This window comes from Kibdelosporangium aridum (assembly GCF_900176515.1).
Classification (GTDB): domain Bacteria; phylum Actinomycetota; class Actinomycetes; order Mycobacteriales; family Pseudonocardiaceae; genus Kibdelosporangium; species Kibdelosporangium aridum.
Map to the genome: position 1 here is coordinate 30,683 of NZ_FWXV01000018.1, position 13,040 is coordinate 43,722.

The 13,040-nt window shown below is 69.2% G+C and carries 6 protein-coding genes; all 6 read right to left on the bottom strand.

The annotated features are described in order from the left end of the window. Window positions 1-49: 49 nt before the first annotated feature. From B9C43_RS51520 to B9C43_RS51545, 6 genes are read right to left on the bottom strand one after another with little or no spacing between them, the layout of a single operon-like run. Window positions 50-3,073 carry a non-ribosomal peptide synthetase gene (locus tag B9C43_RS51520; RefSeq protein WP_084434563.1) on the bottom strand — a complete coding sequence of 1,008 codons (3,024 nt, stop codon included), beginning with the start codon at window positions 3,071-3,073 and terminating at the stop codon, window positions 50-52. Further along, window positions 3,070-4,302, bottom strand: a complete 1,233-nt coding sequence (locus B9C43_RS51525; protein ID WP_084434564.1) for a cytochrome P450 — start codon at window positions 4,300-4,302, stop codon at window positions 3,070-3,072. Before B9C43_RS51525 ends, B9C43_RS51520 begins: the two co-directional genes overlap by 4 nt. Continuing rightward, the gene (locus B9C43_RS51530; protein WP_235039332.1) at window positions 4,299-4,514 is read right to left on the bottom strand and encodes an MbtH family protein; all 216 of its coding nucleotides are present in this window, start codon (window positions 4,512-4,514) and stop codon (window positions 4,299-4,301) included. The genes B9C43_RS51525 and B9C43_RS51530 overlap by 4 nt, the downstream gene beginning before the upstream one ends. A 27-nt stretch (window positions 4,515-4,541) precedes the next feature. Further along, window positions 4,542-6,200 (bottom strand): ATP-binding cassette domain-containing protein, encoded by a 1,659-nt coding sequence (locus B9C43_RS51535; RefSeq protein WP_084434565.1) that lies wholly within the window; start codon window positions 6,198-6,200, stop codon window positions 4,542-4,544. Then, the gene (locus tag B9C43_RS51540) at window positions 6,200-7,960 is read right to left on the bottom strand and encodes an ABC transporter ATP-binding protein (protein WP_200826090.1); all 1,761 of its coding nucleotides are present in this window, start codon (window positions 7,958-7,960) and stop codon (window positions 6,200-6,202) included. Before B9C43_RS51540 ends, B9C43_RS51535 begins: the two co-directional genes overlap by 1 nt. An 11-nt stretch (window positions 7,961-7,971) precedes the next feature. After that, the gene (locus B9C43_RS51545) at window positions 7,972-13,026 is read right to left on the bottom strand and encodes a non-ribosomal peptide synthetase (protein ID WP_084434567.1); all 5,055 of its coding nucleotides are present in this window, start codon (window positions 13,024-13,026) and stop codon (window positions 7,972-7,974) included. Window positions 13,027-13,040 lie beyond the last annotated feature (14 nt).

A 13,040-nucleotide genomic window follows, 5' to 3' on the forward strand; every position in this document is an offset into this window, starting at 1 on the left:
GCAGGACCATGGGCGCACGGTCACCCTGCACCCATGGTCCATTGCCCGATCAGTGATGGACGCTTTCGTCCCACGACGCCGCCACCGACTCGATGGCCCACAACATCCGGTCAGCCAGCGCGTTGACATAGTCGGCTCCGTAGTGGCCCCTGCTCGCGCTCACCTCGACGACCAACCCGTCCGCATCCGGTGTGTCGTACACCTCGACACGCAACGGCAGACTGCTGTGGTCTCGGAACTCCTGGTCCCCGAACTCGATGCCAAGCTCGGTCAACTCGTCCTGCGGATGGAAATGGGTGTAGCTGAACGCCATGTCGAACGGTCGTCCACCGGCGAGCTTTTCCAGCTCCTGATAGGGAAAGCGCCGGTACGGCAGCAGTTGCGTCTCGGCAAGCAGCGCGTCCCTCGCCAGGGACCCCCAGCTGGCGCCTGCCATGCGGAGCCTGATCGGCACGTGGTTGACGAACAGGCCGAGCGTTCGATCGCCGCCCACGCCCTCGATCCGGCCGTTCACCGAAAGCCCGACCACTGAATCGTCCACACCGGACAGATCTGACACGGCGGCGCAGTAGGCGGCGACGAGCTGGCTCTTGATCGGGATGCCGTGCCGGGTGGCGTTTTCCGCGGCAAGACGAGCCACAGCAGGCGGCACGAGTCGCTTCGCCTGATATCGGACACCTGTGGCCTGCACCGAGCTGACGACCGGATCGGTGCCGAGTACGCCGGTGAAGTGATCGCGGCATTGCTGGGAGCGCATCACTTCCTGTTCCTGCCGCACGTATTCGGCGAACGGAGCGGTGGGCGGTAGTTCCACGGGGGTGCCGGTGAGCAGGCCGTGATAGACGGTCAACAGCTCTACCAGGAGCATCGACTCGCTCCACCCGTCCAGGATCGCGTGATGGAACGCGAACGAGAGCCGGAACGAGTTCTCGGTGAGATGCGCGGCGTGCACCCGGATCAGCGGCGCCGACTCCGGATCGAAGAGCGCGCTCAGTGTCTCGGCCATCCGTTCGTGCCGCAGAGCAACCTCATCGGCGTCGAGTCCCCGGAGATCCTCGACCGTCGCGGTCAATCTCGGCTCGGCAGCCACCACCTGCATCGGCTCGTCATAGCCGCCGAGATCGAAACCGGTCCGCAGGATCTCGTGCCGGACCGCCATCGCGTGCAGGGCCTCGTTCAGCAGATCCGGGTGCAGCGGGAGGTCGATGCGGCGCGAAACGAAGTCCACATAAAGGGAACCTTCGCTGACCAGGCTCTCGTAAAGCAGGCCAAGTTGCAGCCGGGTGGCGGGGTAGACGGTGCCCGTGCCGGTGGTCTGCTCGACGGGTGCCGATCCGGAGAGTTCCCGGCATGCATCACGCAGGACCGGTGTGGTGAACAGGGTGGTGAGAGTGAGCGGCAGGCCGCGTTCCTCGGCCTGCGCGATGACCCGGATCGCCAGCAGCGAATCGCCGCCGAGTGCGAAGAAGTCGTCGTCCGGACCAACGGCCGGGACACCGAGCACGCTCTGCCAGATCTCGGCCAGCGTGCTCTCGGCACCAGGTGCGGTCGTGCCAGTGGCGCGTGGCTCGGGGCCGGCCGGAGCGTCGGCCAGCACCGCCCGGTCGACCTTGCCACTCGCGGTCAGCGGGAGGTGGTCGCGGATCACGTACCGCGACGGTCGCAGGTAGTCGGGCAGGATCGCGGCCACGTGTGCTGCGACCTCGGTCTCGATGTTCGTGTCCGCCGCGGCGGACACGAGGTGGGCGACGAGCTGATCGACCCCGTCCGGGGTGCGCACGTGCACCACAGCCGCCGCCCGCACGTCCGCGTGGTCGAGCAGGACCTGCTCGACCTCCTGGAGTTCGATTCGGTGGCCACGCACCTTGACCTGGTCGTCGAGTCTGCCTGTGAACACGATCCGGCCGTGCTCGTCGAGCACGCCGCTGTCACCCGTTGCGTACAAGCGGGCTCCGGGCACGTCGGTGAACGGGTCGGGCACGAACCGGAGACTGGTGAGCCCTGGCAGGTTCAGGTATCCACGAGTGACAGGCACCCCGCCGATGTGGATCTCGCCTTCGGTGGCGGGCCTGCCGTGCGCGTCGAGCAGGTGCAGCCGAGCGCCCGCGATGGGAGCGCCGATCGGCAGCCGCTCGTCCGCGGTGGTCACCGGGAAGCTGCTGACGAGAGTGGACGCCTCGGTGGGGCCGTACACGTTGCGCAGCGAGTTGTTCGCGCCACGGGCGCGATGCGCGTGCGCGTGCCGTACGGACATCACGTCTCCGCCCACGATGAGCCGGGGTACCGCGTCGAGGACCTCCGGACGGGTGTCCTGCACGACGTGGAACAGTGCAGGCGTCAGCAGCAGCGTGGTCACGCCCTCCCGCGCGAGTACCGTCGGGAGGTCCTCGATCGCGTCGTAGGAGGGTGCGGCGAGGACAAGCGTGGCGCCGTTGGCGAGCGCGCCCCAGATCTCGAACGCGGAGGCGTCGAAGGCGAGCGGCGCCAGCTGCAGGAAGACCTCATCTGGTCCGAAGTGGACATAGTCCTGGTGCGGGGCGACGAGATTGGCCACCCCGCGATGGGTGACGCAGACTCCCTTCGGACGCCCGGTCGTCCCCGAGGTGTAGATGACGTAGGCCAGGTTGTCCGGTCGTACGGCAGGCCACTGCTGTGGCGGTGGCACCTCGGCCAGACGGTCGATCAGCACGGCTTTGCGTGCCGGAAGTGCGTCCACGAGCCCTGTGCGTGTCACCACGAGGTCCGCCCCCGCGTCGTCGAGCAGGTACCGCAACCGGTCCGCCGGGTGGTTCACCGGCAGCGGCAGATAGGCGGATCCGGCCTTGAGCACGCCGAGCAAAGCCACGATCGCGGCCGTTGACCGTTCCAAGTGGACACCCACGATCCGCTCAGCGCCCGCGCCGTGCGCGACCAGTGCGGCGGCGACCTGGTCGGCCTGGCGGGCCAGATCGCGATAGCTGACGCGGGTGTCGCCGGACACCACCGCGATCCGGTCGCCCGACTCCGTTGCCACGCGGTCGATGGACTCGTGCACCGGGATGGTCTGCGTGCGGACGGCGTGCGAGATCGTCATGTCGTGCTCCCCTGGGACCGCGGCACGAACCGCACGGGCAGGCTGCTGTAGCCGGACAGGAATGTGGAGAAGATGGGTTTCGGCGCGCCGTCGAGAACTATCTCGTCGGCGAACTCGGTCAGCGCCGACAGCAGTGCCCCGATCTCGATCCGGGCCAGCTGCGCGCCAAGGCAGAAATGCGGGCCGTACGCGAAGGACAGGTGCCGGTTGGGGGAGCGGTCGAAGTCGAGCCGGTGCGGGGTGGCGAACTCGGCCTCGTCGAAGTTGGCCGACCGGGGCCAGACCGTGACGACTTGGCCGCGACGCACTGCCACACCCGCGATTTCGGTATCGACGACCACCGTGCGCCCCGAGTGCATGGCCGGGGTCGTCCAGCGCAGCACTTCTTCCACCGCCCTGGCCAGGTCAACCCGGCCGCCGCGCAGTGCCTGCCAGATCTCCTGGTGCTCGGCGAGCGCCTTGACCGCGCCGATCATGCTCAGCCGTGCCGTCTCGTCGCCGCCGAGCAGCAGGCTGTAGCAGTTGAGCAGCACCTCGTCGTCCGACAACGACAGCGGGGGCTCGGTCATCCGCACCAGCAGCCCGATCACGTCGTCGGCTGGCGCCGCCCGGCGGCGTTTCGCGGCGAGCTTGGCGAAGTACAGCAGGATCTCGTTGCGCGCAAGGCGCGCCTGCAGATCGGTCGCGTCGGGCGCGGCAGAGGAGAGCGCCGAACTGGTGTGGGACAACAGGGTGTCCCGGTCGGCGGCGGGCACGTCGAGCAGATCACAGATCGCCGCCAGCGGGATGTGTTCGGCCACCTCGGTGGCGAAGTCGCAGGTGCCGCGGGCCACCGCCGTGCGGACAAGGTGGCGGGTGCCCGCCACGACATTGCGCTCGACGGAGGCCAGCGCGGCTGGCGTGAAGGCGCTCATCAGCTCGCGCCGGACGCGCCGATGGCGCTCGCCGTCGGACACCGCGAGCATCCGCCCACCGGCCGAATCCCCTCCGCCGAGGAGAGTCGCCAGTACGTTGCCCTCGGTCGAGGTGAACACGGAGTTGTCCCGGTAGACACCGGTCACCAGGCGATGCGGGGTGACCACCCAGAAGCCGCCGCCGGGATGCCAGACGACCGGCTGCTCCTGACGCAGGCGTTGCCAGATGTCGTCGAGGTCCGGCCGCAGGTACGTCACCGGGTCGGTCAAATCCACATCGGACAACGCGCCGGACTCGAGCGCCGATGCGCTCATGGCGTCACACCGTGCGGATCGCCGTCCATCGCGCGGCGCAGCGACGCCGGGCGCATGTCGGTCCACTGGCCGTCCACGTACCGGGTGCATTCCTCTCGGGTGCCTTCGAATCCCGCGGACCGCCAGCCCTCGGGAACCGGCCACGACACCGGGACCGTGGCGTACTGGTCTTCGATGTTCACCAGGACGGTGAACTGTTCGTCCTGCGACACGAAACCTCCTCCGTTCATGGATGACCACTACCTGTCCGTGCCATGGCCGACATGGACGACGACGTCGGCCATGGCACGGACATCGCGGTTGTGCGAGGCGACGATCCAGGCCGCTGGCCAGTTCGCGACGAGTTCGGTCCACACCGCGCGTGCGGTGTCACCGTCCAAAGAGGAATCGCAGTCGTCCACGAGATAGAGCTGGGCGGGTCGGCAGAGCATCCGGGCGAGCGCGAGCCGCTGCCGCTGACCGCCGGACAACAACGTGCCGCCGGACCCGATCTCCGTGTCCAGTCCGTCCGGCAGCTCCGCCGATCCGGGACGCAACTGCACGGCCGTCAACGCGCGGACTGCGAGCTCGTCGTCGACCGCATCGCTGCCCAGCGCCAGGTTGTCGCGCACTGTGCCCCGGAAGAAGGCCGCGCTTTGCCGGGCGTACGCCACATTCGGTGCACGCCACCACGCCTGGTCGCCCGTCACGTCCGTGTCGTTCCAGCGCACCGAGCCCCGCGTCGGTCCGTCGAGCGCGAGCAGACCGCGCAGTGCGGTGCTTTTGCCAGACCCGACCGCGCCAGTGATCACCGCCATCTGGCCCGGTCGCAGGTCGAGTTCGATGGGCGGTGTCGCGTCGCGGCCCTTTGGTACGCACTGGAACTCGCGCACTCGCAACTCCTGCAACCCGACCGGCGCCACCTCGGCGGGCGCGGGCGGCTTGATGAGACCGGGGAGACCTGCGACGACGTCGAGCAGCCGGTCCCGGGAAACACGTCCCTGTTCGTAGCGGGCGAGAGCGCGGCCGAAGAAGAAGATCTGTTCGGCCAGCCAGCTCGTGTAGGTCAGGAACAGCGCCAGTTCGCCGACGGTGAAGTCGCCACTTGCCATCCGGGCGCTCGCCGTCATCAGCACCAACGCACTGCCGATCACCACGATGTTGCGGAACATCCCACCGAGCAGGTCGGCGACGACCTGCTGGCGGGCCTGCGCGCGCCTGCGGCCGGTGAACTGCTCGGCGAGCCTGTCCACCCGGTGCTGCTCCACGCCGGCCAGGCGCAGGTCCCGGATGCCCGTGATCAGATCGGTCGTCTGCTCGGCGATGCGCCCCTGACGTGCCCGGGTGTCCTGGGACAGCCCGCTCAACCGGTTCTTGAGGATCTTGGCCACCCACAGGGCACCGAGCAACGGCAGCAGCGACAGGGTGACCAGGACGTCGGTGGTCAGCAGGACGGTGAGGGCGATGATCAGCAGGACCGTGCGGTAGACGAAGTCCGCTGTCCAGCTGAGGAACTCGGCGATCTCGTCGCTGTCGTCACGCAACCGGTTGAGCACGTCGCCGTTCCCGACTGCGGGCCCGTGTGACGTGGAACGGTCCGAGACCGCGTCGATGACGGTCGTCTTCACGTGCGCACTGGTCCGGAAGATCAGCGTGAAGTCCAGGTTCAGGCCGCCGAACAGCAACAGCGACCGCAGCACCATGGATCCCACGGTGAGGGCGAGCATCCACCAGACGAAGGGATCCGCCGGGTTCGTGGCGGCCCGGTCGAACAGAAGCTCGATACCCACACCGACCAGCAGTGGCAGGCCGTGAATCAGCGTCCACACGCTCGCCGAGAAGACATAGAGCGGACGGATCCGGCGCACGAGCCGGAGCACGTCGGCGGCGAAGGTGGCACGGGTTGCTGTCACGCTCATCACGCACCCCTCATCGGCTCAACGAGGTCGTCCATCCACGACCGGGCGGACTGTGCGTCCAAATAGGACGGAACCTCGGCGCGGCCGATCCGGTCGCGCACCTGTCCTTGCGCCAGCACGAGCAGGGAGTCGGCGTAGCGCAACGTCTCCAGCCGGTGCGCGATCATGATCACGGTCCGATCGGTGCGGGCCCGCTCGATCAGTGCGGACCACCGTCGCGAGGTTTCCTCGTCCAGACGGGAGGTGCCCTCGTCGATGATCAGCAACCCGGAGGGCCGGACGAGCGCACGTGCCCCGACGATGAGCTGCGCCTGCCCTGCGGACACGGTTTGACCGCCGGTACCGACGACAGTGTCGAGACCCTCGGGAAGCGAACGCACCCACTGCTCGATGCCGAGGTCGCTCAGCGTGGTCCAGAGCACGGAGTCGGGCAGGGCGTCGTCGAACAGGGTGATGTTGTCGCGGACGGTCGCGGTGAACAGATGCGACCGCTGGCTGAGGACCACGACGTGCCTGGCCAGTTCGTGCGGCGCGAGTTCGTGGACGTCGACCCCGTCGAGTGTCACGCGGCCCTCGTCGGGACTTGCGAGTCCGCACAGCAGGTTGACCATCGTGGTCTTGCCCGAACCGGTCCGGCCGACAACGCCGAGCACCTCGCCGGACGGCACGTCGAAGGTCACGTTCCGCAGCGCGGGCGGTCCGTCGTCATAGCTGAACGTCACATCGGTGAAAGCCACACCGCGCGCGCCTCCGGCCGGCAGCAGGGAGGGCGCGGACGTGGTCGTCTCCTGATGGAGCGACGGAGTGCTGAGGACGTTCGCGGCGACACCGAGGGCCGCGAACAACCGCTGCATCTGGTCGACCTGTGCCGACAGCTCCTCCAGCGGCCCCCGCACGCGGTCGACGTAGAGGTAGATCAAGGTCAGCCCACCGATGCTGATCTGCTGCACTCCCAGCATGTTCAGGCCCACGGCGAATCCGATGCCGAGGCTGACCGCGAAGAACAGCTGGGTCAGCGGCCAGAACGCCCGGCCGCCCACATACGCCTTCCGCTCGGCGACCAGCAGGTTCTCCAGGCTGCCGCGGGCCCGCGTTCCCGGCCACCGGGACGCGCCGAGCGGCAGCAGGTCGTCCCTGGCCGCGAGGCCGTCGCCGATGAACCCGAACAGTTCGGCTTTCATAGCGCGCGCGGTCTTCCACAGTCCGATCGAGCGGTGCGTGAGCTTCACGAGCACGATGGCCACCAGCACCACCAGCAGCGTGACTCCCAGCCCTGCGGCGGGGACGACCGCGAAGATGATCGCGATCATGCCTGCGACCATGAGCAGGTTGCCGATCATCCGGAACCCGGCTTCGGCGATGGACTTGCCGATGATGTCCGCGTTGCCCTCGACGGTCTCGAGGACCTCGCCGGGCGGCCGCGACTCCAGATCGAGCACGCGCCCGCCGAGCACGTGCCGCAGCAGTCGCACGCGCAACCGGTCGGCGACGCGCCAGCCGGACTGCGCGGCGAAGTAACCCATGGCCAAGCTCGCCAGGATTCCCACGACCGCCACGGCCAGGTACCACGTCGCGGTCGAGAAGAGCGCGCCCGCGTCGGCGTGTCCCCCAGTCGCTCGGTCGACGTAGTCGCGGATCAGCAACGGTCCCGCGAACTCGCACGCCACACTGACAAGCAGTACGGCGAATCCGCTGACCACAAGGCCTTTCGAGCCCCGCAGGCCGTCAAGGGCCAGCCGGGGCCCGGTTGTCGATGTCACCGAGGCCATCCTCATTTCCTGCCGTGTGATCGCAACGATTGAGCGAACAGGTCGACCAGCTCCGCGACGTCGGCGGGGTCGAGAACGTCCGTACTGAACTGCCACCTGACGTTGAGCCGGCCATCGTGCACGTAGGCCACCGCGTCAAGCAGGTGCTCACGCCGGGTGTCCGGCGACTTCCACCGGCCGGTTCCCGCTGTTCGGCCTGCTGACAGCATCGGTGTCGCGCCGTCGGCGGCCGCGTTGGCGAACCGGAGCTCACCGTCGAAGTCGAACCGCAACTGGGGCGACGGAATCGCGTCGAGCGCTGCCCGCACGTCCGGATCCGGGTGCAGGTACTTGCCGAGCTCGAAGTCGAACCCGCGCCGTGGCACCGCACGGATCGCGTCCACCACCTCGGCGGTGTGGTCGGCTTGGTCGCGACCGCGGGGCAACGGCAGACGGAACGGGTACGACGTGGTGAACCAGCCGATCGTGGTGCTGACGTCAAGGTCGGCGAACAGGTCCTCACGGCCGTGCCCGCCCAGTTCGATCAGTATGTGCCCGCCGGGCCGGTCACCCAGCCACAGCTCGGCGGCGCGGGCGAGATCGACCAGCACAAGCTCGAACGGGGTGATCCTGGCCAGCCGGGCCGAGCGCAGCAGCTCGTCGGTCTCGTCCACGTCGAACTCGGAGAACACCGTCCCGGTGTGCTCCTCGAGGCCCGGAAGTTTGTTGTCCGGCCAGGAAACGCAGTCCGTCCAGTCCTGGCCGAGCCACCGGGCGGCCTCGGCGCCGGCGTCGGCCCTGCGGGCGTACTCGGCCAACCGGCGCGCCCAGTCGTGATAGCCGGGACCAGGCGGATCGAGCCGTTGCCCGTCCAGCAGCGCCGACAGCTCCGGCACGAGGATGTCCCACGACAACGGATCCATGATCACGTGATGCAGCACCACAAGCAGCTCGTCGGCGGTGCTGTCCGGCGTGCGGATCAACCCGATCCGGCCGATCGGGCCGGTCCGCAGGTTGATCCCGCCATGCAGCTCGTCCGCCGCTCGTTCGACCGCCCCGGCAAGGTCGGCGCCGGCACCACGCAGGTCGACCTCGGTCACCGGGATGGCATTCGCGGCATCGGCCGCGCCCTGCCGGGGCCCGCGTGGCGTCCACACGATCCGCGTCCGTAGCGCGGGATGCCGTTCGACGAGTGCGGCCACGGCGTGCTCGACCTGTTGCGTGCTCACCGGTTCGCGAAGGGCAAGCAGCACCGCGTGGTTGTAGCGGTCGGGCGAAGGCAGTTCGCGTGCGAAGAAGACGAGCTGGGTGGGCGTCAGCGGGACGAGATCGTCCACCAGTTCCCCGCTGGGGGTCTGCGCGGCGAACTCGGCCAGGAACGCGCGGAAGGCGTCAAGGAAGCCCTCGACCGTGCCGTCGGGATGCCGGGCCGGGACGTGTTCGATGTGGACGGTCAGCCGCCCGTCCACGACACCCGCGTTGATCTCCCACTCCAGCGGCCGGTGTCCCTTGGGCGAACACTTCCAGCCGATGTCGTCGGTGATGGTGAACAACTCGTCGGGATCGTCGGACGACGAGTCGACCCGGCCCATGAAATTGAACGCGATCTGCGGGCTGGCCGTGCGCTCCGCCATCGCCTCGTGCCGGACGCTGGCGAGAAGATCGCCCGCTGCCGCCACCTCCGCGGCGGGCTGTCCGTCCCGCCGCGCGGGCAGCGGAAGGGTGCTGAGCACAGTGAACCAGCCGACCGTGCGGCTGATGTCGGGCAGGCGGTCGGACTCCAGCCTGCCGTGGCCTTCCAGTTCGATCGGCAGAGTGCCCTCGCCCCAGGTGACAGCCGCCGCGCGGGCCAAGGCGGCCACCAGCGCCGCGTGCAAGCCCTCGTCGCTGGTCGAGGTTGCCACCCGGGTGAGCCGGGTGGTGGCGTCGTGATCCCAGTCCACGACGGCCGTCTGCCGATCCGCGACCAGGTTGGGCACCTCGTCGTGCACCGGCACCAACACCTCGTCCTGCTGGGGAAGCTGAGCGTGGTGCGGGTCGGGTTGCGCGGCCAGAGCCCGCGCCCAATGCACGAACCCCGCCGTACGTGGGGGAGGGGATGGCTCGTCGCCACCCGCGATGGCCAGGTAGTAGGAAGCGAGATCCTCCAGTAGCACCAGCCAGGAGACGCGGTCGACGGCGAGGTGATGGATGGTGAGCAACAGCCGTGGCCCGTCCGGATCGTCGTCGATGAGCAAGGCGCCCAAAAGTCTGCCTGTGTCAAGGGACAGCGACGCGTGCAGCCGGTCGGCAAGATCCGACACGGTGCCGGTCGCGACGACCGTACCGTCGACGACCAACTCGAATCTGTCCGGTGTGGACGTTGGGCGGGCCTGCCAGAGCACGACGCCGGTGGCTGGGGTGACGACCTGCCGTAGCTCTTCGTCGCCGGTGAACCGGACGCGTAGTTGCTCGTGCGTACGGGACAGCGCTCCCAGTGCCTTGGCGAGAACCCCGGGATCCAGCGGCCGGGTGGCGCGCAGGCAGTAGGACTGGTTCCAGTGGTGCGGTTCGCTGAAGTCCTGGTGGAAGAACCACCGCTGGATCGGTGTGAGCGGTGCGCTTTCGCCGTCCGCCACCGCCTGGGCGACCGCGTCACGTGCGCGTGCGACCGCGGCCAGCTCGGCGATGGTGCGGTGGTCGTAGATGTACTTGGGCCGCAGTGCGACGCCCTCCCGGCCGGCCGCCTGCAGGATTCGGATGTTGATGATGGAGTCGCCGCCGAGGGCGAAGAAGTCGTCGTGCACCCCGACCGACGGCAGCTTCAGGTGCCTGGCCCACAGATCGGCCAGCAGCCGCTCGACCTCGGTGCGCGGTGCGACCTGATCGCCGCGCGCGGCCGTGTCGGCCAGGTGCCGCCTGGCCAGTTCACGCAGTGCCTTCCGGTCGACCTTGCCGTTGCTGCTCAACGGAAGCCGGTCGCGGACGAGCACTTCGGACGGAACCATGTAGTCGGAAAGGTGCTGCCGCGCGTGTTCGAGCACCGTCTGGGCGGACGGTGTCGCGCCAGGCATCGGCGTCACGAACGCGACCAGCCGGGCCACACCGTCGCCGCCGACGAGTTCGACGACCGCCCTGGCCACCGTGGGACCGGACTCGACGACGTGTTCGATCTCGCCGAGTTCGACCCGGCGGCCGCGCACCTTGACCTGGCCGTCGGCCCGGCCGAGGCACTCGAGCTCGCCGTCCGGCCGCCACCGGCCGAGGTCGCCGGTCCGGTACATACGGCCCCCGGGGGTGGGCGAGAACGGGTCCGGTACGAAGGATGTGGCGGTCAGGCCGGGCGCGCGGAAGTAGCCCCGCCCGACACTGAGCCCGCCGATGTGGATCTGGCCGAGCACGCCTGGCGGGACAGGCTGGCAGTCCCGGTCCAGTACGTAGACCCGGATGTTGGACAGCGGCCGGCCGACGGTGGCCGTGGCGCCGTCGGTCTCGAGGACCGTGCCCTGGGTGTTGTCGTCGGTGCACTCGGCCGGACCGTAGGCGTTGAACAAGGTGATCCCGGGCATCAACTCGTGCCACCGGCGGGCGAGGTCGGTGCCGAGCACCTCGCCGTTGCAGATGATTCCTCGCAGCACCGCCCGCACCGCCGCGGCGCGGCCGGGATCGTCGAGCAGGTGGTCGATCAGCAACTCCAGCTGGGCGGGTACGACTTCCAGATATTCGAATCCGCGCGCCGCGGTCAGCGCGGTGAGTGCTTCCGGCGAACGCACCGTGTCGTCGTCGACGACGTGCACGCAGGCGCCCGCGGTGAGACCGGCGAACATCTGCCACACCGACACGTCGGAGGTCAGCGGCACGGTCTGGGCGAGTTCGACGCCAGGCCGCAGATCACAGTTCTGTACCCGGATCGCCATCATGTTCAGAAACGACCGGTGCTCCAGCGCGGCGCCCTTGGGGACACCGGTCGAGCCGGATGTGAAGATCAGGTACGCCAGCGCGCGGCCGTGCGGTAGGTCGATGATCGACGGATCCGTGACCGGCAGGCCTTCGATCTCACCGAGCCGCAGGACCGGTTGCGTGAGGTTGTCCGGTAGCTGCTGACCATCGTCGGCGATCACAGCGCACGCACCCTCGAGGACACGCTTGAGCCGTTCCGGCGGAGTCGCCGCGTCGACGGGGAGATAGGCCGCGCCCGCGAAGAGGATGCCGACCCCGGCGGTCACGAACCACGCGCTTCGGCTGCCGACGACCGCGACGACGTCGTCGGTACGAGCACCGGCCGCGTGGAGCCAGCCGGCGACACCCGCCGCGGACCGGCACAGCCGCGCATAGTCGATCTCAGTGTCCTTGTCGCGCAACGCTATCGCGTCCGGTCGAGCGCGGGCATGGGCGATCACCTGCTCCCGGTAGGGCGCTGCGGGCGGCAGGCCGGGCGTGTCGTTGAAGCCGTCGATCACAACAGCGGTGCGCTCGGGCGACATGACGCCGATTCGGGCCACGCGGGTGTCCGGCGCGGTGAGCCCGCGTGCGATCACCTCGGCGATGCTGTCGGCAAGGTGCCGGGCGCGGGCGGCCGACAGTCGTCCGGACACCTCGACCCCATTGTCCCGCAACGAGATGGTCACTGCGGCTGCGGGGCGCGGTCCGGACTCGTGTACGGCGACCAACGGGTGGGCGGCCAGCACTTCGGCGATCGCCTTCGGCAGATCAGGGTGGGCACGGGCACGTCCGATCCCCGCCCGGACCGCGCCGAGCAGCTCCCGGAAAGTCCACAGTGGAGCAAGTGGGGCGATCACCGGCAGATCGCCTGCCAGCAACAGCATCTGGCCCGCGATGCCGAACCTGCGCGCGGTCAGCGCGGCGGCGGCGGCGACCACCGTCCACCGCAGCAGCGGCTCGCCGCCGGTGACCTCGGCAAGCCTGCGGGCGACCGGCGGGGGTAGCTCGGCGTGTGCTTCGCCGGTGTCGGCGACCGACACGCCGACCGCATCGGCCGTGGCGACGGCTGCCGCCCGCAGCTCGTCGCGACGCTCCAGCCAGAACTCGCGGTCGGCCAGAGCAGGGGCGGCCGCAGCGAGCGCGGTGGTGCTGTGCATCGTGCGCCTTTCTG

Bases quoted from the DNA above. Each gene is read 5' to 3' on its own strand.
- B9C43_RS51520 (WP_084434563.1), bottom strand. From the start codon at position 3,073: ATGACGATCTCGCACGCCGTCCGCACGCAGACCATCCCGGTGCACGAG.
- B9C43_RS51525 (WP_084434564.1), bottom strand. From the start codon at position 4,302: ATGAGCGCATCGGCGCTCGAGTCCGGCGCGTTGTCCGATGTGGATTTG.
- B9C43_RS51535 (WP_084434565.1), bottom strand. From the start codon at position 6,200: ATGAGCGTGACAGCAACCCGTGCCACCTTCGCCGCCGACGTGCTCCGG.
- B9C43_RS51545 (WP_084434567.1), bottom strand. From the start codon at position 13,026: ATGCACAGCACCACCGCGCTCGCTGCGGCCGCCCCTGCTCTGGCCGAC.